Source organism: Spirosoma validum (genome assembly GCF_014699035.1).
GTDB lineage: Bacteria > Bacteroidota > Bacteroidia > Cytophagales > Spirosomataceae > Spirosoma > Spirosoma validum.
In genome coordinates this window covers 417,929-438,530 of the sequence record NZ_JACXAA010000003.1, presented here as the reverse complement: position 1 = coordinate 438,530, position 20,602 = coordinate 417,929, and the positions used below count along the sequence as shown (strand labels likewise).

Annotated in this window: 19 protein-coding genes; 14 read left to right on the top strand and 5 right to left on the bottom strand. The window is 43.0% G+C overall.

Annotated features, from left to right (window positions below):
- Positions 1 to 675 precede the first annotated feature (675 nt).
- On the top strand, positions 676 to 1,332 hold the full coding sequence (locus IC230_RS10590) for a porin family protein (RefSeq protein ID WP_191038959.1): 657 nt from the start codon (positions 676 to 678) through the stop codon (positions 1,330 to 1,332).
- 93 nt (positions 1,333 to 1,425) lie between these two features.
- Here the strand turns inward: IC230_RS10590 and IC230_RS10585 are convergent, their stop codons facing one another.
- Positions 1,426 to 2,898 carry a sigma-54-dependent transcriptional regulator gene (locus tag IC230_RS10585; protein WP_191038958.1) on the bottom strand — a complete coding sequence of 491 codons (1,473 nt, stop codon included), beginning with the start codon at positions 2,896 to 2,898 and terminating at the stop codon, positions 1,426 to 1,428.
- A gap of 90 nt (positions 2,899 to 2,988) precedes the next feature.
- On the bottom strand, positions 2,989 to 3,414 hold the full coding sequence (locus IC230_RS10580) for a response regulator transcription factor (protein ID WP_317171783.1): 426 nt from the start codon (positions 3,412 to 3,414) through the stop codon (positions 2,989 to 2,991).
- Positions 3,415 to 3,835: 421 nt separating this feature from the next.
- Between IC230_RS10580 and IC230_RS10575 the strand changes: the two genes are divergently transcribed.
- The 4 genes from IC230_RS10575 (at position 3,836) to IC230_RS10560 (ending at position 6,532) form a co-directional block, all read left to right on the top strand.
- On the top strand, positions 3,836 to 4,003 hold the full coding sequence (locus tag IC230_RS10575; protein ID WP_157589464.1) for a lmo0937 family membrane protein: 168 nt from the start codon (positions 3,836 to 3,838) through the stop codon (positions 4,001 to 4,003).
- Between the two features lie 457 nt (positions 4,004 to 4,460).
- On the top strand, positions 4,461 to 4,712 hold the full coding sequence (locus tag IC230_RS10570; protein WP_191038957.1) for a YtxH domain-containing protein: 252 nt from the start codon (positions 4,461 to 4,463) through the stop codon (positions 4,710 to 4,712).
- Between the two features lie 51 nt (positions 4,713 to 4,763).
- Positions 4,764 to 5,138 (top strand): YtxH domain-containing protein, encoded by a 375-nt coding sequence (locus IC230_RS10565; protein ID WP_191038956.1) that lies wholly within the window; start codon positions 4,764 to 4,766, stop codon positions 5,136 to 5,138.
- A 326-nt stretch (positions 5,139 to 5,464) separates the two neighbouring features.
- A complete protein-coding gene (locus tag IC230_RS10560) occupies positions 5,465 to 6,532 on the top strand; it encodes an efflux RND transporter periplasmic adaptor subunit (RefSeq protein WP_191038955.1) in 1,068 nt (355 codons plus the stop codon).
- A gap of 84 nt (positions 6,533 to 6,616) precedes the next feature.
- Here the strand turns inward: IC230_RS10560 and IC230_RS10555 are convergent, their stop codons facing one another.
- Positions 6,617 to 9,298 (bottom strand): sodium-translocating pyrophosphatase, encoded by a 2,682-nt coding sequence (locus tag IC230_RS10555; protein ID WP_191038954.1) that lies wholly within the window; start codon positions 9,296 to 9,298, stop codon positions 6,617 to 6,619.
- Positions 9,299 to 9,723: 425 nt separating this feature from the next.
- On the opposite strand from IC230_RS10555, the gene IC230_RS10550 reads away from it, so the two are divergent.
- Together IC230_RS10550 and IC230_RS10545 are read left to right on the top strand one after the other, a co-directional pair.
- Positions 9,724 to 10,080, top strand: coding sequence for a hypothetical protein (locus IC230_RS10550; protein WP_191038953.1), 357 nt, complete (start codon positions 9,724 to 9,726; stop codon positions 10,078 to 10,080).
- 55 nt (positions 10,081 to 10,135) lie between these two features.
- Positions 10,136 to 10,660, top strand: coding sequence for a class I SAM-dependent methyltransferase (locus IC230_RS10545; protein ID WP_191038952.1), 525 nt, complete (start codon positions 10,136 to 10,138; stop codon positions 10,658 to 10,660).
- A 25-nt stretch (positions 10,661 to 10,685) separates the two neighbouring features.
- Here IC230_RS10545 and IC230_RS10540 read toward each other — a convergent pair whose 3' ends face one another.
- Both IC230_RS10540 and IC230_RS10535 read right to left on the bottom strand, forming a co-directional pair.
- Positions 10,686 to 11,042 (bottom strand): LytTR family DNA-binding domain-containing protein, encoded by a 357-nt coding sequence (locus IC230_RS10540; protein ID WP_191038951.1) that lies wholly within the window; start codon positions 11,040 to 11,042, stop codon positions 10,686 to 10,688.
- 509 nt (positions 11,043 to 11,551) lie between these two features.
- On the bottom strand, positions 11,552 to 11,899 hold the full coding sequence (locus IC230_RS10535) for a LytR/AlgR family response regulator transcription factor (protein WP_191038950.1): 348 nt from the start codon (positions 11,897 to 11,899) through the stop codon (positions 11,552 to 11,554).
- Positions 11,900 to 12,407: 508 nt separating this feature from the next.
- On the opposite strand from IC230_RS10535, the gene IC230_RS10530 reads away from it, so the two are divergent.
- The 7 genes from IC230_RS10530 to IC230_RS10500 all read left to right on the top strand — a co-directional run bounded on the left by IC230_RS10530 (position 12,408) and on the right by IC230_RS10500 (position 20,467).
- On the top strand, positions 12,408 to 13,196 hold the full coding sequence (locus tag IC230_RS10530) for a sugar transferase (protein WP_191038949.1): 789 nt from the start codon (positions 12,408 to 12,410) through the stop codon (positions 13,194 to 13,196).
- 119 nt (positions 13,197 to 13,315) lie between these two features.
- Complete coding sequence (locus IC230_RS10525) at positions 13,316 to 14,140, top strand: polysaccharide biosynthesis/export family protein (protein WP_191038948.1); 825 nt, start codon at positions 13,316 to 13,318, stop codon at positions 14,138 to 14,140.
- A 71-nt stretch (positions 14,141 to 14,211) separates the two neighbouring features.
- Positions 14,212 to 16,551 carry a GumC family protein gene (locus tag IC230_RS10520; protein ID WP_191038947.1) on the top strand — a complete coding sequence of 780 codons (2,340 nt, stop codon included), beginning with the start codon at positions 14,212 to 14,214 and terminating at the stop codon, positions 16,549 to 16,551.
- A 150-nt stretch (positions 16,552 to 16,701) separates the two neighbouring features.
- Positions 16,702 to 17,184 (top strand): UpxY family transcription antiterminator, encoded by a 483-nt coding sequence (locus IC230_RS10515; protein ID WP_191038946.1) that lies wholly within the window; start codon positions 16,702 to 16,704, stop codon positions 17,182 to 17,184.
- 149 nt (positions 17,185 to 17,333) lie between these two features.
- On the top strand, positions 17,334 to 18,248 hold the full coding sequence (locus tag IC230_RS10510) for an ABC transporter permease (protein ID WP_191038945.1): 915 nt from the start codon (positions 17,334 to 17,336) through the stop codon (positions 18,246 to 18,248).
- Positions 18,249 to 18,310: 62 nt separating this feature from the next.
- On the top strand, positions 18,311 to 19,597 hold the full coding sequence (locus IC230_RS10505) for an ABC transporter ATP-binding protein (RefSeq protein WP_191038944.1): 1,287 nt from the start codon (positions 18,311 to 18,313) through the stop codon (positions 19,595 to 19,597).
- A gap of 6 nt (positions 19,598 to 19,603) precedes the next feature.
- Positions 19,604 to 20,467 (top strand): glycosyltransferase, encoded by an 864-nt coding sequence (locus IC230_RS10500; protein WP_191038943.1) that lies wholly within the window; start codon positions 19,604 to 19,606, stop codon positions 20,465 to 20,467.
- The last annotated feature ends 135 nt before the right edge of the window (positions 20,468 to 20,602 follow it).

Below are 20,602 nucleotides of genomic sequence, written 5' to 3'. Positions count from 1 at the left end.
AAGTTACGGTACGAATAAGATCAGTTGCTAAACGTCAAAGCTAATAGCAGACCGAAGTAGTTACATAAATCAGTAATTCAACTCCTGGCCTTAACTCTGTGGCAACATGTTTACTCTTTTCAAAATTAGTCAAAAACATCAGATTATTCCTGCTTCTGGTCAGAATAAAAATTGTGAGTTTTATCAGGAATAAATTAGACTTTCCAACCATTCATATTCATATAATAGTCCGTTCAACCCTCACGCCAGAGCGACAAATACAGTCCTGTAGTATGCGTAATCGTCAAATGCCGATCTCCAAAAAGCTTACTGTGTTAACACCCATCGATAAGGAATTAGCTCGGTAGCCATTCAATTGAGGAGCTCAGTCTGGTAGCCGGTTACGCTTGCGGTTATACGCGATCGCTAAATGGATTCAATCGGTGGGATCGGTGGCAATTAATCGGACAGATAAGGTGATAAAACTGGATGATACGTTCTACAAAGTGGGGAAGTTCTTACTCAAATCTATTAGGCTGGTAGTGAAATCGGCTAGGCATACAACCGACATAAAACCCGTATAATCCAAGAACACATGCCATTTCTGAGCTATCACAGCCTTTTTGGCACGAATTTAACATATTACTTTAGTATGGCAGATGTACGTTAAACTTTGCCGCTAATTCAACAATAGTTATGAAAACATCAATCAAAACCTTGCTTGCAGCCGCCGTTCTTACGGCCGGTGCCTTTATAACGAGTTCATCTGATACGTTGGCACAGGGGTCCGTTCGGACTGGTATAAAGGGTGGGTTAAATGCCAGTTCACTATTCTATGATTCGCAGGGCGTGAGTAACAAAAATGAGCGTATTGGCTTTCACATCGGCGTTTTTGCGCAGGCTCCTATTGGTGATTTTTTTGCCATCCAGCCTGAATTACTTTACATGACGAAAGGTTCTTTGGCTGACTACAATACCACAATACTAGGGCAAAATTTTAATGGTAGAAACACGCTCAAACTGAACTACGCTGAGCTCCCCGTACTCGCTACGTTCAAACTGGGCCAGGCTGTTGAGTTGCAGGCAGGTCCATACGTATCATACCTGCTTAATTCCAATGTGAATTCAAACGGCGACTTTGGTATAGGTTCGGGCGCTATTAATCGCGACAATTTCAATAAAGTTGATTATGGGCTTGCTGGTGGCCTGAACATCTACTTTGGAAAGGCATTTATCGGTGCACGGTATGAGCAGGGCTTACAACGTATTGCAGATAGTGGAGCAGCCCGTACTTTACTCGGTAATGCAAAGAACAGCGTTGGGTTGCTCTCGGTCGGATTTAGCCTGAATTAAATCGGACCGTCGAAGCGGAGAAAAGCTAAAATGAGTGAACGAGCGAATGACCAATGTCATCATTCGCTCGTTCACTCATTTTAGCTTTTTCTACTATAAATGTATATCGTACGCTTTCAGTTTGTTGTAAAGCGTTTTACGATCAATATTAAGGACTTCAGCAGCTTTGGTTTTGTTGTACCCCGTTTTTTCCAGTACTTTCAGAATAGCAGCCCGTTCGGCATTTTCTGAGACCGATTTTAGGTTAGCGGCAGACTGGCTGAATACAGGAACACCCGGCCGGGCTGGGTCGTAACTGATCTGAACATTACCAGCATTGGTATCATCGGTTGTTAGGTATTGGGGTTCAGTGATTTCCCTCGGCAGCACGTCGGGCTCTATGTAATCCCCCTTAGAGAGCAACACGGCTCGCTTCACTACGTTCTGCAGTTCACGCAGATTACCGTGCCAGTAATAGTTTTTCAACTTGTCCCTTACTTCCTCTTCAAAGCCAAGAATATCTTTCTCTAACTGCTGATTAGCGGTTTCCAGAAAATGTTCGGCGAAGATCATGATATCCGCTTTGCGTTCGCGCAATGGAGAGAGGTGCATCTCAAATTCAGCAATGCGGTGGTAAATATCTTCCCGAAATTTACCCTGCCGGACAGCTTCACGCAGGTCTTCATTCGTAGCCACAATAATGCGTACATCGACCGGAATATCCTGATTACTGCCTATTCGCCGAATCTTACGTTCCTGTAATACACGGAGCAATTTAATTTGATTGTCATAGGACAGATTGCCAATTTCATCCAAAAAAATTGTACCGCCATTGGCAAATTCGAAACTACCGGCTTTATCAGACATCGCTCCAGTGAAAGAGCCCTTAACATGCCCGAATAACTCACTCCCAGCCAATTCCTTCCCTAAAGCACCGCAGTCGATCGCCACGAAAGGTTTTTCAGCCCGTTTACTTTTTAGGTGAATAGCGTTCGCAACAAATTCTTTCCCCGTACCGGTCTCACCCGTAATAATGACCGACATGTCGGTTGGCGCAATCAAGTCTATATGTTCCTGTAGTTGTTCGGCAGCCCGGCTCTTACCAAAAATAAACCGCTTACCATCTGGAGCCAATACGGCTTTAGAGGATGCGGCTTTGACAGAACCAGACTTAGCGGCAGTCGTCGTTGATGCAGGCGCTGCCTTCGCTTGACTCAAGGATTGAATTCGTCGCTCAAGAGCCGCTTTTATTGTGTAGAGAATTTCATCGGGATAAAGCGGCTTCGTTACGTAGTCGTACGCGCCATGCTTAACGGTCTGAACAGCCATTCGAACGTCAGAATATCCCGTAATGATAATAACTGCCGTTGTGGGATGCATTACTTTAATCCGACGTAACATTTCCAGGCCATCGATATCAGGAAGCTTAAAATCGCAGATTACTAGTTCAAAGGCTTCCTTTCGCAGTAGGGTAAGTCCGTCATCGCCCCGCTGTACCGACGCTGTTTTATAGCCTTGCTTACTTAGAAAACGCTCTAAGAGCAAGCATATATCATTATTATCGTCAATTATCAGAATTTTTTCCATGAAGAGGAATACGCATGTTCAGACAGCCCATTCTAACAAACGTAGCATACTAATGGATGGTTCTATCGTTGGCTGTATAAACAAAGTTACTTAAACCTGAATGGTTTGCAAAGCCGTTTCCACCGAACGACGGGTGAACGGTTTTCCAATAAAATAATCAGCTCCCTGCTCCGTAGCCCGTCTGCGTTCAGCCTGCCCGTCGAACGCACTGATCATAATTATTTTTGCCTCATTTTGATCTTCTTTGATCAGTGGCAACAGATCGAAGCCTAATCCATCGGGCAGATTCAGGTCCAGAAAAATCGCGTCGAATTTCTGTGCATTTAAACACTGGCGACCCTCTTCAATAAAATGGGCGCAGGTAGGCTGATAACCCAATCGTCTTAGTAATCCTGACAGCAACAGACAAATATCAGCTTCATCATCTATAATCAATACGCGCTTTGCAAGAGTTATTTTATTCATCACGACTGGTCTGAATTGCTGTCCCGCGTTAACCCCTGTTGTCGTTCTCACCACGGTTACTAGTTAGTTCTAATGTGTTCATTCATTTGATTTTTGTATAAAATATAGTGCCGAAACTCTCGGGGCGTTTGAAAATCGCGTGTTTATACGTATTAAATTCCGCCAGATTAACCACTTGCGATTATAACTGTATTAATTTATCCTGATTCACAGATGATAAATTGTTCAACTTATGCGTCTTTTTTCTACGCTAATTCTACAAGTGTAGAATTTTATCTACACTATTCTTCCCGTCTATTAGCTGGCAATTAGTACTTCTCACTAAAGTTTTTAGCCAAATTAGAGGCTCATTTCCAAGCGTATAGTATGTTGTTTGTCACCCAAGTGTTTATAGATGATGGCATTGGCACAGATTTTTCTTATTAGATCATCGATTGCGAGATAACTAACTCTGATTTACTCACAAACCGTCATGGGAAACCTCCTTTATACGATTGCAGTCATCTTGATCATTATTTGGCTCTTGGGCTTCTTAGGTGTTTTAGGAACCGGGATTGGTAGTAGCAGCCTGATTCACATTTTGCTGGTTATTGCGGTGATTGCGATTATTCTACGTTTAATTCAGGGACGTGGCGTGTGAGGAGGAGAAGAACAGCAGGTTATAAACGTTCATAGCCTCATACTCAACAGACACAATATTCCTTATAATTAATTAAGGTGCGGCTTGACCCGCGATACGTTATTTTAGGTTAAGTACAAGTTACGGTGGGTACGGAATCCCTGCGCCAAGTTGAGCGCGGGGATTTTTTTGTAGCCTCAGACTGGGGGTTGTCTTCTGTTTTTAAGGAGTTGATCGATCATTCTAAACTTGATGACACAGGTCGATTGAATGCTTAACGTGTTGGGTACATGTGGTGCCACAAATGGACGATCTGTAGAAGAAAATCCTCAGTTTTCTACGGATAAAACGTATTTAGTACTAATACTAAATACCTCATATACAGCTTTTTACTTCAAAATATACAGAAATGGTACAGTATTTTCTATGAGGTTGGCGTTATTAGTCGAATAAGTCATTCACAAAAGAAATAGAAACCATGAAATCACTACCAGGAGTTTTAGTAGGATTAGCAGTTGGCGCAGTTGTAGGCATTCTACTTGCTCCCGAGAGCGGTCAGAAGACCCGTAAACGCATTTCGTCAGAGTCGGATTCGTTTTTTAAAGATCTTCAGGATCAACTTCAATCGGGACTAGATAGCATCAAAAGTCAGTACAACGACTACGTTGATGCGGCTGCTGGCAAAACCGAGGAGTTAGTTAGTCAGGCCAAAAAGAAGGCTAAGCAATAATTGTTTAGTCATTACGTGGTAAAGAACAGACTCACCTAAAATAGCAAACTAATGAGAAGCACACGAGATTTTCTGACCGGTATCATTACAGGCGTTGTAATTGGGATTTTAACAGCTCCCCGTAGTGGCAAGGAAACACGCGATAAACTAACCGAAGAAGCCAATAAACGTTCAGGTGATCTGAAAGATCAGTGGGAAAAAGGCGTTTCTCAGGTGAAAGAAGGTTTTGAGCAAGCCAAAAGTCAGGTAAATCAATATACAGATAAGGCGAAAGAGCAGTATAATCAGTATAAAGATCAGGCTCAGGCAGCTGTCGATAAGAATAAGGATACTGTCAAAGACCAATACAATGACAAAGTTGATGAGTTAGCTGATGACGCTAAAACTGGCGTTGACGATGCAAAATCATCCTTAAAAGTAAGCTAGGTAAAAGCACCCAGTTTACTTGACAATTTATTTACTCAACGTTCTTGAAAAGAAGCCCTCGCAGGACAATCGTCTTGCGAGGGCTTTGATATTGTAGGCTTTAATGGCCTTTTAATTCGCGTTTAAGAAGCCTTTAATTAACGATGTTCACCTTTGTAAGTATGAAAAGGTTCACGTCTGTCAGCTCTTTTGCCAGTACTTACAAGCACTCAACTCTTGTTAGTAATAAATACTCAGTTAACATAGTATTAGGACGCTTTAATCAGCCACTCCAAGGAAATTCAAACTCATTACATAAATCGCTACGTCATCAGCTGTTGCCAGTTATGGCAGGATTACTTCTGGTAGTCGGGTTGTTTGGCTGTGGTAGTGCGGCTCAAACTGATGAAAAGCCATCAGCCAAGGCAAACCATGAAACGAATCTGCTGGCAACTGCTACATTCGATACGGCGAAATTAGAAACAACGCAAAATGAGTTGAATCTGACGGGTAAGATCGCTTTTAATCAGGACCAGGTCGTGAAAGTATTCCCGTTGGTAGGTGGTCATATCGAGACGCTTAAAGCCGATTTGGGCGACTACGTAAAGAAAGGGCAGATACTGGCCGTCATCCGCTCGGGTGATCTGGCCGATCTGGAGCAGCAATCCGTTGCAGCAAAAGGTCAGTTATCGGTGGCTCAGAAAAATATGCAGGTGACTGAAGACATGACCAAAGCTGGTTTAAGTTCACAACGCGAATTAGTTGCCAGCAAAGAGCAATTGGAAGCTGCAAGAGGAGAAGTGAATCGGGTAGCTGAACGTCGTCGGATTGTGGGTGGGAATGGATCGGTTTATCTCGTAAAATCGCCTATGAGCGGGTTTATCGTAGAAAAAACGGCTTCCCAGGGTATGGAACTTCGCTCCGACGATCCAGAAAATCTGTTTACTGTCTCAAATTTAGATCACGTATGGGTATTGGCGAATGTGTACGAGTCAGATCTTGCCTATGTTCATGAAGGTGATCCGGCTACCATCACGACCCTCTCCTACCCAGACAAAATCTTTCACGGTAGAATCGATAAAATTTTCAACGTGCTAGATCCTGACAGCAAGACGCTGAAAGTTCGTGTTACGTTAAATAACGCCGACTACCGACTCAAGCCAGAGATGTTTGCGAACGTAAACGTTACGTATGCGGGTCATGACAAGCGCGTTACGTTGCCTGCGGGAGCCGTGGTGTTTGATAAAAACCGCAATTTTGTTGTAGCGGTCAATAAGCAAAATCAGCCAATTGCCCGTGAAGTTGATATCTACAAGACCATTGGGCCAAAAACCTATCTTTCAGGCGGACTGGCTCCCGGCGACCGGGTTGTTACAACAAATCAATTGCTGATTTATAATGCATTAGGTAATTAATCGATATAAAAACGGGCAAGCCGTCGGAAGAAAGATAATGTAGATCTTTCTTCCGACGGCTTGCCCGTTTTTATATATCAGGAATTATTTCTTCGTCACGCGAATTGAAATCCGGCGATTTTGAGCACGTCCTTCTTCGGTGTCGTTCGAGGCAACCGGATGTTCCTGACCGTATCCTTCGGCTTCCAGTCGGTCTTTGTCGATATTCATCTTCTCCAGTTCAACACGTACTGAGTTAGCGCGATCCTGCGAGAGTTTCAAATTGCTGGCAGCATTACCTGTGTTGTCAGTGTAGCCGCCGAGCTTGACGTTAACGTTTGGATAAGCCTTTAGTATCTCCGCAATATTTTTCAACTGCTCCTGCGATTGCGGCTCAAGGGTGGCACTACCTGTCTGAAACAAAAGCCGGTCGAAATCGAACCAGGTTTCTTTGTCGACAGGTTTGTCACTCTTGATGAAGCCTAACAGTTTGTTTTCAACACCAAATTCAGGGATATTCAATTCAACACCGCTGGTTAGTTTCTGAAGACTGAATTCGCCCAATTTAGCATTTGGTGTACTAACCTTATCATTATCGGCAGCGGTCGATTGTTCGAGAGGAACTTCCGTACCAGCCGCTTCTTTCCCTTCAAGATTATAACCTGGTGTTTCAGACGACTGAACGGCGATGTATGGCGCAATGACAAGGGATACAATCGACATCAGCTTGATCAGGATGTTCATAGAAGGGCCAGATGTATCTTTAAACGGATCACCCACTGTATCGCCCGTTACTGACGCCTTGTGCGGCTCTGATTTTTTATAGTACGTCTCCCCGTTGATTTCAACCCCTTTCTCGAACGATTTTTTGGCATTATCCCACGCACCACCGGCGTTGTTCATAAAAATACCCATCAATACGCCCGACACCGTTACGCCCGCCAGCAGACCACCAAGCACTTCGGGTCCGAAGATGAAACCCACGATCACCGGCACCGACAAAGCAATTGCGCCCGGTAATACCATTTCACGGATGGATGCCTGCGTTGAAATCGCTACGCACTTTTCGTACTCGGGCTTACCCGTTCCTTCCATGATACCCGGAATCTCCCGGAACTGACGACGTACTTCCTCCACCATGGCCATAGCAGCCCGGCCCACAGCCGCAATGGCTAATGACGAGAAGATATACGGAATCATACCACCAACGAACAAACCGGCCAGTACGTCGGCTTTGTAGATATCGATGGCCGAAATGCCCGAAATACCCACAAACGCGGCAAATAGCGCCAACGCGGTTAAAGCGGCAGAAGCAATCGCAAATCCTTTACCACTTGCCGCAGTCGTATTACCAACCGCATCAAGAATATCGGTACGTCCCCGGACTTCTTCGGGCAGGTAGCTCATTTCGGCAATACCACCGGCATTATCGGCAATCGGGCCGAAGGCATCGATAGCCAATTGCATCGCCGTAGTTGCCATCATACCTGCCGCCGAGATTGCAACACCATACAGGCCGGCAAAGTGATAGGAGGTATAAATACCAGCCGCTAATACCAGAATCGGCAGTACCGTCGATTCCATACCAACCGCCAGGCCACCAATAATATTTGTAGCCGCGCCAGTAGCCGACTGCCGGATAATGGATAAAACCGGACGGCGCCCCATCGCTGTATAATATTCCGTAATGATGGACATCAGAGCACCAACAATTAATCCTGTCAGGATGGCGTAAAACACATCCATACGCGTAAACTCAACACCCCGGATTTCCATCGTGATGTCCGGCAAAACAGCCCCAACTAGAAAATATGACGCAATAACGGTCAGGATAATAGAGCCCCAGTTGCCGAGGTTCAGCGCACCCTGTACATTGCCATTGTCATCTTTAACACGTACTAAATAGCACGCCAGAATAGAGAAGATTAAGCCCATACCGGCGATCAATACCGGCAATACGATCGGCGCGTGACCAACAATATTAACATCGGCAGGAATACGAATTTCACGACCCAGCACCATCGTCGCCAGGATTGTTGCTACGTACGAACCAAATAAGTCAGCACCCATACCCGCTACGTCGCCTACATTGTCGCCTACGTTATCGGCGATCGTTGCGGGGTTACGCGGATCATCTTCTGGAATACCTGCTTCGACTTTACCAACCAGATCGGCTCCTACGTCGGCAGCTTTGGTGTAAATACCTCCCCCTACACGGGCAAACAGGGCAATGGATTCAGCACCGAGCGAAAAGCCCGCCAGTACCTCCAGCGTCCGTTCCATCGGCAGGCCATTCACATCTCCCGACTCGCCGACGTACAGATTATAAAGAATGATAAACAGAACACTTAGTCCGAGCACGGCCAAACCGGCCACACCGATACCCATTACCGATCCACCCGTAAACGATACGTCCAGGGCACGCGTTAAGCTCGTGCGGGCGGCCTGAGCTGTGCGGACGTTGGCTTTGGTGGCTATCTTCATGCCGATATATCCCGCCAGCGCAGACGTAAACGCACCGAAAGCAAACGCGATCCCGATCACCCAGGATGAATTTTCAACTTGCGCCCCGGCAAACGACAACAGGGCGGCTACAATAATTCCGAAAACAATAAGAACGCGCCATTCGGCTTTGAGAAAGGCGATGGCGCCGTCGGCAATGTATCCGGCAATTTCCTGCATTCGGGCGTCGCCAGCATCTTGTCGCGAAACCCAAACGAATTTGGCGAACATCACCGCCAAGCCCACCAACCCTAAAAAAGGGACGATGTAAAGACTATTATTCATGCGATTAAGTATAGGTTTAAAAAATCAAATTGCGTGTAAAGATAGAGTTTGACCTTGCATAACCCAACGTACTGAACGCTATATGTTGACTTTTTTCGAGGATAATTGCGGTTATTTTAGGAGCCATATACCTTTTACCTACAAAATTAGCTCAGAATAAGTATATAATTAACTCCGGAATTAATACCTATCTTCCCCGTAAATTCCTGATCACTAGATCAATGAACCCTAAAAGCAGTGGTAAAGTAGTACAGGCACTCAACAGGTAGTATGCGGCCCGCTGTAAAGTCTATTTTCCGTCGCTCGCCAGACTATTATACCCTGTATAAACAACTTTGCGAAGTCTGCCAGTCAAGCCTGGCTTTGTTCACTCCACTAATTTTCTTATAATCAATGCTTTATTTGGCCAAACCAATCATTCTGCTATGACACTTGCGCTAAAAATTATCAATGCCGTTCTGATTCTATTTGCTCTCTATATGGGGCTGAAACAAGGGTGGGCCATGCTTTCAGGCAAACCCGAAATGACGGACATGTTCAGTAAGTGGGACATCGGCAGAACTGGGCTGATGATTATGGGCATCTTCACTATGCTAGGAGCCGTTCTGGTTCTGTTTCCGCAAACATTCGTGTGGGGCAATTTCATGACTGCGGCTGGAATATTACTCATCATGGCCTTTCATTTACAGGATAAAAACCTTAAAGGCGTATTGATTGAACTGCCTTTCTTTTTGCTCTCGCTGGTCATCATCTATCTGCAATATCCCTTTACCAAGCATTGATCAGTGCCAGTGAGATCAATTAGCTTAAGACAATCTCAATTTACCTATTAACATCATGCAGCTACATGAAGCGATTACATTGATCACACCTGTTCACTACGTCCCAACAAAACCAGTAAAATGGGCTGATCTAGGATGCGGGAGTGGTTTGTTCACTCATGCTTTGGCCAGCCTGTTACCAACGGATAGTATACTTTACGCGGTTGATACCAATCAGGCGTCATTAGCCAGCATTGCTGACCACGAGGATGTTAGGATCGAAAAAATACACCAGGATTTTGTACAGGACGAATGGCCTTTCAATAGTCTTGATGGCATACTGATGGCCAATTCGCTGCATTTCGTGAAAGACAAATTTACTTTTCTGGAAAAAGCTAAACGACACTTAACTGAATCAGGCCACTTTTTGCTCGTCGAGTATGACACAGATACGCCTAACCCATGGGTTCCTTACCCACTTAGTTACGTGTCGCTAATCCATTTATTTGTGAAAGCAGGCTATAAAACAATCGAGAAACTGGGCGAAATGCCTTCTTTGTACAGCAGGGCCAATCTATACGCTACGGCCATAAGTCACTAACCTCTATAGCCCGAAAGTCTTCTTTTTACTGGGTGCTCATTTGCGTACTTACCAAGTTTTGCTGAGCGAGTAATTCAAGAATCGAGGGAACTCGCCTGCGTGCAATGGCAAATTGAGCATTGTCTGCCATGATGATGTAATTGGTTTCGGTAGAATTACCACTAGGCTTGCACACGGTGATGTGCGACAGATTAATCAATGCTTTTTTATGCACCCGCAGAAAATGAGGCCATTGATCGGCAAACCATTTCAGTGTCCGGCAAGACATAACTACCTCACCGTGTATCATGTGTAAATAGCTATAATTGATATTACCAATCAGATAAAGTACTTGCTGCGGGTCATAATGATGCTCACCGCGTTTACCTGGAAGTCTTTTCATGATTATTTGGGCTTGGGTCTGTTCTGTATTCAATTATTAGACGTTCAGCTTCCTTCTTTGTAACAGAGTTACCCAGCCCGTTAATTAACTTTTTGCCAATATTATAAACCAAATCATACATTAACACAAATAAAACGAAGAAACAGTAGGTAAATGCAATTTTGTTACTGAGCGGTGTAAAGTCGGTCGACTTAGGGAAGAGACCTCGTTCAAGCTGATACTACGGAACAGGCAGAATCAAACAGTTTTTGAGATAGGCATAGCTACATAGGCTAATTTGCTATAGTCGTCAGGGCACCCTCCCCGCAATTTACCCAAGCAAATTTTGGATCAGTAAACGTGGCACGATCAGGCCGAACCAACTGTACGAATAACCCAGTCGACTGAGAGGCACGTAAGGCTCAGGAACCAAACCATGAATTCAGGCTCTCTCGTTACTGCTTGTCAAAGCGTACAGAATATCCTATCCGTTGTAACCAACCTATACTCTTCTATAAACCAAGGAGTTGTTAAGACGAGTGAGAGGACCCCGGCTGTCCATGAATACCCAGTTGGTCCATAACTTCTTTGATCCGCCTGCGCCCCACAGGCAGGGAAGCCCCATTTCGCATGATCAGATGAGCAGCAATAGGCGAAATCAGCGCAAAGCGGTGAACGTACCGGGGATTAATGAGGCTGCCTTTGTGAATACGGATAAAATGAGGCCAACGGTCACTATACCATTTTAACGTTCTACTCGATAAAATCTGATTGCCATTCACCAGGTATACGTAGCAGTAATTAACATCTCCTGTTAAATAGAGAACCTGCTCAGGAGCAAAGTTATGTTGTAGCTGGGCAGCTGCGACACGTTTCATAACAAGAATGATTTGGAGTGGATAGCCAAATATATTCCTGTAATTCTATAGATAATAATTTCCCGATTATTAAAAATTGATCAAATGTAAACTTATGAAACAAATAGCATATTTATACACGGCTTTCACTAACCAAAACCACGTAACCGAATAAAAAAATTACTTATTTATTTTAACTATTTTTTATCATTAGTAACATTTTATATACTATTATAAGTTAAAAGAAAATAACAAATTATTGTTTAAAACATATGAAAAATATCCCTTACAATACACTGTTTATTAGTTAGTTACATAGAAATTTTTTCAGTTTCGCCGAATAATAAATTCAAATTATTTAATGACAGGGCCACACTGAATCATACTTAATATTGCATACACAGAAGATGATCATACAATCTGCTCACTTTATAAAAGAATAGGTAACAAATAGCCGAAAACAAAACAGATTATTCTAAACACCCTCCCTATACATTAAGCTGTTCAATCATCTCATCCGTCCACACCTATGAGTGAATTTTCCACCCTCTTTCAACCCAATGATTCCGACCTGATTTCAACCAATTTTACGGCTAATTATCCCCACCCTGATCTCGATCTACCCCGGAAGCAGAATCGTTGGGATGACCGGTATGGCTCGACCATTGTTCTTCAATGGACACCACAACAGGAAGTCGTTCAATTGCCTAAACCTGGCTTTTATGCCTACGCGGGCAAGCGTCTTGCCGATGTGATTATATCTGCTTTTGTTATCGTCTTTGTTCTTTCCTGGCTAATTCCGGTTATCAGTGTTCTGATCCTGGTCAAATGCCAGGGACCTGTCTTTTTTATTCAGGCGCGCACCGGGCGACGAGGTAAACCGTTTTTGTGCCTGAAATTTCGCACCATGGTCCACGTGCCCGATAAACCCAAAGGCTTTCAACAGACAGACCTGAACGATCAGCGCGTAACGGCGCTGGGACGGTTTCTGCGTCGTACGAATCTGGACGAAATACCCCAGTTCATCAATGTGTTGCTGGGCGACATGAGCCTGGTTGGACCACGACCGCATGCGGTTCCTCATGATGCCATGCACTGGGACTCGCCTGCGTACCGGGAACGTTACTGGGTACGGCCGGGTATCACCGGACTAGCGCAGGTAAGAGGCTCCCGGGGAGCTACGGGCATGACCCAGCGCATGGACCACCGGGTACGGTATGACCACCTATACATACCACGCCAGGCCTTCTGGCTTGATATGCAAATTTGTTATCGAACCTTAAAATTGATGTACAAAGGGGACGCAAACGCCCGCTAATATTTATAGAATGACTAAATTCATCAACCGTCTTAATTCATGATTACTACCTATTGCACAGATAGATACAAACATTAACTTTGTTGGTTTGAAAGTAATCTGCACCAGTAAAGTAATCTATGAGTCGTCTGTTTAGAAGTGTAAGTCGAAGTAAGCATTACGTACAAGTCATTAGTTGGCTCTTATTAGTATACTTATTTTATTCCTGTGCCTCACCCAAAACGATCACCTACTTTCAGGGGCCCGAAGCCGTTGATACTGCCCGGTATGTACCCCTGGCTTCTATCAACCCGCCAGTTGCTAGGATTCAGACTGATGATGTACTGGCTATCATTGTGACAAGCCTGAGTGAGGAAACAAATGCTATTTTCAATATTCTCAACAGTACGTCTATACCACTGGCAGGTTATGGCGCAGGGGGTGGTAATCTGCCTCTGGGCTATTTGGTTGATCCGACAGGTAGTGTAGAGATGCCTCTGCTGGGAAAGGTGAAATTGGCCGGGCTTACGCTCGAAGAAGCTGCAGATGATATTAGAACCAAACTAGCTAAATACCTGAAAGAACCTACCGTCAATGTTCGCTATGTAAATCGCAAGTTCACGGTTATTGGCGAAGTAGGGCGTCCGGGTGTTTATAATTTGCTCGATAATCAGCGCACTTTGCCCGAAGTTATCGGAATTGCTGGTGAACTTACAGTATATGGGCGACGCGACAATGTGATGATTATGCGGACAGAAAATAATAAACGGGAAATTGTACGTGTTGATCTACGATCCCGAAAAGTACTTGAATCACCTTATTACTACATACAGCATAATGATGTAATCTATGTTGAACCACGACCTGGTCGAATTACGTCAACGGAGCGGGGACTGCAATTGACACCTATAATACTGGGTTTTGCCACTACAATAGTAGCTCTACTTAGCTTTTTCAGACGATAAGTAATCCCCCCATAGCAGGGCAGGACTTTACTAGCGAACTTACTACGTAACTGTATACGAAATATTGACCAATGGCTGAGACGAGCTACGATATTTTTGGGGAGAAAGAAACGCCATTTAATCTGCGAACTTTCTTTTTCAAATACATCCGATACTGGTATTGGTTTGTCCTGGCAGTATCTATTGCCTGGGTATGTGCTTATATGTATTTGCGCTATACTACTCCTGTCTATCAGGTCAGCGCCGTCCTGTTAATTAAAGATCCGCTTAAAGGTCAAAATGCTTTACTGAAAGACCTGGATGTTTCTTCATCATCAGGTGATAAAGTTGTTGAGAACGAAATTGAGTTCTTAAAATCCCGGAATTTAATGAACCGGGTTATGGGTGAACTTAATCTATATGCCGCCTACTTTCATCAGCGACAAGCCCAAAGCGATGAAGAACTCTATACCGATTCACCTATCAAAATCTTTCCAGATAGCTTAAAACCAGTAGCTTATCAGCAGCCTGTTTTTATTAAACTACTGAATCGTCAGCAATATCAGGTACTAGACGAAGAAGGGGCAGTGAAAGGAACGTTTTTCTACGGTCAGAAAGCAACCAGCCCTTATGGAACATTCCGAACGGTGCTAACGCGCTCAACACCCCAGAAGGATAAAAACCCGATAAAAGTTGTCTTCTCGTCTAAAGAAAGTCTGAATCAGCGCTACCTGAGCTCATTACAAGTAGCTTTGGTCAACCCAAAAAGTACGGCTCTTCGCCTGACGTTACAGGATGCAGTACCCGAAAAAGGTAAGCTGGTGCTGGGCAAATTACTCGACGTCTATATGATTGCTACTCTGGAAGATAAAAACCGGGAGGCAACGAATACGCTTCGTTTTATTGACGAGCGACTGCGACTCATTACGTCCGAATTAGGGAGTGTAGAACGTGATGTGGAAGCCTATAAAAGCTCCAGAGGCATCGTTGATCTAAGCGCCGAAGCCAATTTATTTTTGAACCAGGTACAGACAACGGATACGAAGCTCAACGACATTGAGCTGGAGGAGAAAATATTGGATGGTGTTGAGGTTTACCTCAAAAATAGCCAGGAAAGCGTAGCTCCCGCCACCTTGATGGTGACCGACCCATTTATGATGAGCATGCTCACCAAGTTAAACGAGTTAGAAGCTCAGAAAGATGTTGCCGAACGCTCACAGCAACCGGGCAATCCTTTCCTGGAAACGATTACAAACCAGATCGCTAATACAAAATCATTAATCAGGGAAAATATAGTTAACCAGCGACATAACATTGCCGTAACGCGGGCAAGCTTAAAAAAGCTGAATGCCAAATATGAGTCGTCAGTTCGAACCATTCCCCGGCAGGAACGAGAGTTTTTAACGATCAAACGGCAGCAGGGCATTAAAGAAAGCCTGTATCTAATGCTGCTTCAAAAGAAAGAGGAAACAGCTATTGCCTATGCTGCTACGGTAAACGATAGCCGGATCATGGAAGAACCGTCGGGTTCGTCGGTTCCGCTAAAACCAAACCGAACCAATGTTTATCTAGTAGCCATTCTGATCGGATTACTAATCCCTGTAGGCTTCATTACCGTTAAGGATATGATGAACGATACGGTTCAGTCCCGGCGCGAAGTTGAAACCGAAATTGGCCAATCCATTTTTGGGGAAATCATGAAAAAGCCTAAAGAGATGAAAGACAATATCGTCGATACAAAGGCGAATAGTGTTATTGCCGAGCAGTTCAAGATCTTACGGGCTAATCTACAGTATGTCATCGGGAATCCGTTACCGGGTCAGGGCAAAGTAATTCTCGTTACGTCTTCCATTAGTGGTGAAGGCAAAAGTTTTGTCAGCATCAATCTGGCGTCCAGTCTGGCGCTGCTCGACAAGAAAGTCATTGTGCTCGAGCTGGATCTGCGCAAGCCCAAAATCTCTACGTATCTGGGCGTGGCGAAAGATAGGGGTATATCCAATTATCTGATTGGGCAGACCAAACTGGATGAGCTAATCAAGCCAACGGCGCTTAGTCTGAATATGTCTGTTATCTCTAGCGGCCCTATTCCGCCTAACCCCTCGGAATTATTATCAAATGGCCGACTGGAAACCCTATTAGACAGTTTGCGGCAGGAGTTCGATTACATCATACTCGATACACCACCAGTAGGTCTGGTTGCTGATGCTACGCTGCTGGGCGCCCACGCTGATGCCGCTTTTTATCTGGTACGACACGAGTATACCCCACGTACCTACATGCGTCTGCTTAACGAGTTGAAGCAGGCAAAGAAATTTAAATCACTCAATATCATTTTCAATGGTGTTAATTACCGCAACAGCAACGAATACGGCTATGGGTATGGCTACGGCTATGGGTATGGCTACGGAAAAGGCAAGGGCTATTACGTATAATTTATAGTCATTCATGGTCATAGATCATCCTTAATTAGTTGATAGATGTTTCTTAAATCACATGATAAATTTTGAACGATTGATGGGTTAAATCACACCGTGCGAGCGGCCCCGTCATCATTCATCATTCATCATTCATCATTAAAACAAATGCCTTGGTTTGTCCTCTACACCAAATCCAGAAATGAGAAGCTTGTGGCTGATAAGCTGCGGGGCATGAACATTGAGGTGTATTGCCCGCTGATCAAAACCAGACGCAAATGGTCTGACCGAACGAAGCTTGTTGAAGAGCCTTTGTTTCGCTCGTACTGCTTTGTGAATCTGGCCGAGCATGAACGGGCAAAAGTCTTTACCGTACCGGGCGTTGTTCGTTATTTATTCTGGCTCAAGCAACCGGCCATCGTACGCGATGCGGAAATTGACGCCATCAAATTAATGCTGAACGAGGTCGATCATAACCTCCTCCAGATTGAATCGTTTACGCCAGGCAGCAGGCTTACCATTGGTTCGGGTAGCTTCGCCGATCTGAGCGGAAACGTACTGAAACAGCAGGGACGAATCGTTGCCATTCAACTTGACGCCTTACAGCTCATCGTTAAGGTGGATTTGTCTAAAACAATTGTGGTCAGGTAAAGCTACGTTTGGCTTTATTCTGACTTTCTACATACCAAAACATAGTTTACTACTACTCGGTAGGTTCTGAAAATGGGACTGAGCGGGCGAAGCCATAAATATCTCTTTCTGATGGGTTTCCCTAAATCAATTAATATAAACGTAAACTAATGCAATTACCCACTCAGGCTATTGTTGAAAATAAAGCAATTAATACGTCAGAAGACGCTGAATCATCAAATTTTGTCGATCACCAGCATGAATGGGAAATCAACGCTGAGCATACGCTATTCGATTTAAAACTACGGGACACCTGGGAATACCGCGATTTGCTCTGGCTGCTGGTGCGTCGTGATTTTGTTTCTTTTTATAAACAGACGATTCTGGGACCCATCTGGTTTTTTATCCAGCCCCTATTCACCACACTGATCTATACCTTCATTTTTGGCATGGCGGGCATTGGCACCGACGGCATTCCCCGACCCTTGTTCTACATGGCTGGAGTTACGGCCTGGAACTACTTCGCCGACTGCCTGACGAAAACCTCAACGGTTTTCCGCGATAATGCGAACATCTTCGGCAAAGTCTACTTCCCCCGACTGATTATGCCTTTGAGTATTGTGATCAGTAATCTGGTTCGGTTTGGCGTCCAATTCCTGCTCTTTATCGGCATGATGCTTTATTTTATGCTACAAGGAGCAACGATCCAACCCAACGTTTATATTCTGCTCTTTCCGGTTCTATTGCTTCTTATGGCAGCCTTGGGCTTAGGCTCGGGCATGGTCGTGTCAGCACTGACGACAAAATACCGCGATTTGGCTTTCCTTATTACGTTTGGTGTACAACTACTTATGTATGCTTCAGGCGTAATTATTCCCCTATCGGCTACACCAGAAAAATACAGATGGCTAATCCGGGCAAATCCAATGACTACCATCATAGAAACCTTCCGCTACAGTTTTACAGGCCAAGGAACATTTACTTGGGAGGCTTTTGCCTATACAACAGTTTTCACACTGATAACCCTGATAAGCGGTATTATCATCTTTAACAAGGTAGAAAAAACCTTTGTTGACACAGTTTAATCAGAACTCCTATTCACTGGAAAATAAAATAGATTACAAACCTCATTGTAAAAATTTCATAAATGCCAGTTGCCATTAAAGCCGAAAACATTTCCAAAGCCTACCAACTTGGTGAAATTGGTACTGGAACCATTTCACAAGATCTAGAGCGGTGGTTTGCTCGTATTCGTGGTAAAGAAGACCCTTTTTTAAGAATTGGTGAAACAAACGACCGCACAACTAAAGGAAATAGCGATATAGTATGGAGTTTAAAAGATATCAATTTTGAAATAGAACAAGGCGATGCTGTAGGAATAATTGGCCGAAATGGAGCTGGCAAAAGTACCCTCTTAAAGATTCTAAGTCGTGTGACCAGCCCGACGACAGGACGCATAACTGGAAAAGGCCGAATCGCTAGTTTGCTTGAAGTAGGAACAGGCTTCCACCCCGAACTAACCGGCCGAGAAAACATCTACTTAAACGGAGCTATTCTCGGAATGCGCAAGCGAGAAATTGCCTATAAGTTTGATGAAATCGTTGATTTTGCCGGAATAGAACGATACATAGATACGCCCGTTAAGCGATATTCATCAGGTATGTATGTACGCTTAGCTTTTGCTGTAGCCGCCTATTTAGACTCTGAGATTTTGATTGTAGATGAAGTATTGGCTGTTGGTGATGCGGAATTTCAGAAGAAGTGTCTGGGTAAAATGGGCGAAGTAAGCAAAGGAGAGGGGAAAACAGTATTATTTGTAAGTCATAATATAGCCGCGGTGCGCAAACTTTGCTCAAAAGGAATATATTTAGTAAATGGTGAAATAGACCTATCAGGAAATATTGAAAATATATTAAATAAATATACCTCAAAATTCTCATCCAATACAAGTTGGCAAGGAATGGATGGAAATACGGAGATAGTAATATACGAATCAATTATAAGACCAATAACTGATATTCACCACACAGATATCGAAGAATATTGGGCAACCAGTAATGACTATGAAATTATAGTAAAATTTGAGATTAAAGAGGTTATTCGAGAAATTGGTATTGGTTTTAATATTTGCACAGAGATTGGCGATCCAATTGTCAGGTGTTTTTTCAATGATTTCAATGATATACAAACATTGAACGTAGGCACTTATTTATGTAAATTTATCATACCAAAATATAATTTAGCAAATGGTAAATATAATTTAATTTTTGATATATCACTACCTAGTATCAATAAGATAAATAGTGAAAAAATCAACCTAGCATTTCAGTTATACTCAAAAGATACAAAAGGCAACAGATATAATGCAGAAAGCGTCGCTACTTTTAATTCTATCGTAAGACCAAATTGGTTTGAAGACGTAATAGCTGTCTAATTTAATATGCTATCTATAATTGTTTCCTCATACAATGAAGACTATTTCCAAAACTTAGCAAAGTCGATCTCGTTAACTGTTGGAATAACTTATGAAATAATCAAAATTGAAAACTCAGGTTTAATGGGTATATGCGCAGCTTATAATATAGGAGCATCAGAAGCCCAATATCCAAATTTATGTTTTTGTCACGAGGATGTAATTTTTAAAACAAAAAATTGGGGGCAACTTGTTTCAGATAATTTAAAAGATGAACAAATTGGTGTAATTGGAATAGCAGGTGGAAATTATAAATCCAAAGAATTTAGCCCAAGTTGGTTCAATTTTTTAGAGCAAGGAAATAAAATTAATATTATTCAGCATTCGAGGGATAAAAGCATTAAATATATTAATGAAAATTCGTTAAATGAGACATTAAGCAAAGTTGTAACATTGGATGGAGTTTTCATGTGTTGTACCAAAAAAGTTTGGGAAAAATATAATTTTGACGAGAAATTATTAAATGGTTTTCACTTTTATGATATGGATTTCAGTCTGGGTATTTACAATTGTGGTTATAATAATTACGTAACTTATGAAATATTATTAGAACATTTTTCAGAAGGGCAAAATAATTTAGACTGGTATAAACAAGGTATCAAAATACACGAAAAATGGAAAAAAAAATTACCTATATCTATAAATGTATTAACAAAAAAAATTATTGATACTGTGGAGTTTAGAACTTTAGATTTCAAATTTCATTATGAGAGTAAGGAAAGCTTAAAAATGCAGGCTATTAAAACATTTTTATGCATAATTAAAAGTAAACCATTTAATAAAAATAATTACTGGTATTGTAAAGAGCTAATACGCCTGCTATTAAAGTAGAGAATAGATGAAAGACGGTGCAACTTAATAGCATATTATTTAACTATATTTCATTCAATAAAAGAGAATGATTATCCTATTTCCCAATATCATATTTGTTGATAAGTGAAAAAGATACTTTTTGCACTTATCAAT

Excerpts from the sequence above, each read along its gene's own strand:
- IC230_RS10530 (WP_191038949.1), top strand. The coding sequence starts at position 12,408 with ATGAGTGAATTTTCCACCCTCTTTCAACCCAATGATTCCGACCTGATT.
- IC230_RS10570 (WP_191038957.1), top strand. The coding sequence starts at position 4,461 with ATGAAATCACTACCAGGAGTTTTAGTAGGATTAGCAGTTGGCGCAGTT.
- IC230_RS10520 (WP_191038947.1), top strand. The coding sequence starts at position 14,212 with ATGGCTGAGACGAGCTACGATATTTTTGGGGAGAAAGAAACGCCATTT.
- IC230_RS10505 (WP_191038944.1), top strand. The coding sequence starts at position 18,311 with ATGCCAGTTGCCATTAAAGCCGAAAACATTTCCAAAGCCTACCAACTT.
- IC230_RS10535 (WP_191038950.1), bottom strand. The coding sequence starts at position 11,899 with ATGAAACGTGTCGCAGCTGCCCAGCTACAACATAACTTTGCTCCTGAG.
- IC230_RS10590 (WP_191038959.1), top strand. The coding sequence starts at position 676 with ATGAAAACATCAATCAAAACCTTGCTTGCAGCCGCCGTTCTTACGGCC.
- IC230_RS10550 (WP_191038953.1), top strand. The coding sequence starts at position 9,724 with ATGACACTTGCGCTAAAAATTATCAATGCCGTTCTGATTCTATTTGCT.
- IC230_RS10545 (WP_191038952.1), top strand. The coding sequence starts at position 10,136 with ATGCAGCTACATGAAGCGATTACATTGATCACACCTGTTCACTACGTC.
- IC230_RS10540 (WP_191038951.1), bottom strand. The coding sequence starts at position 11,042 with ATGAAAAGACTTCCAGGTAAACGCGGTGAGCATCATTATGACCCGCAG.
- IC230_RS10575 (WP_157589464.1), top strand. The coding sequence starts at position 3,836 with ATGGGAAACCTCCTTTATACGATTGCAGTCATCTTGATCATTATTTGG.
- IC230_RS10585 (WP_191038958.1), bottom strand. The coding sequence starts at position 2,898 with ATGGAAAAAATTCTGATAATTGACGATAATAATGATATATGCTTGCTC.
- IC230_RS10500 (WP_191038943.1), top strand. The coding sequence starts at position 19,604 with ATGCTATCTATAATTGTTTCCTCATACAATGAAGACTATTTCCAAAAC.
- IC230_RS10555 (WP_191038954.1), bottom strand. The coding sequence starts at position 9,298 with ATGAATAATAGTCTTTACATCGTCCCTTTTTTAGGGTTGGTGGGCTTG.
- IC230_RS10525 (WP_191038948.1), top strand. The coding sequence starts at position 13,316 with ATGAGTCGTCTGTTTAGAAGTGTAAGTCGAAGTAAGCATTACGTACAA.
- IC230_RS10565 (WP_191038956.1), top strand. The coding sequence starts at position 4,764 with ATGAGAAGCACACGAGATTTTCTGACCGGTATCATTACAGGCGTTGTA.
- IC230_RS10515 (WP_191038946.1), top strand. The coding sequence starts at position 16,702 with ATGCCTTGGTTTGTCCTCTACACCAAATCCAGAAATGAGAAGCTTGTG.
- IC230_RS10560 (WP_191038955.1), top strand. The coding sequence starts at position 5,465 with ATGGCAGGATTACTTCTGGTAGTCGGGTTGTTTGGCTGTGGTAGTGCG.
- IC230_RS10510 (WP_191038945.1), top strand. The coding sequence starts at position 17,334 with ATGCAATTACCCACTCAGGCTATTGTTGAAAATAAAGCAATTAATACG.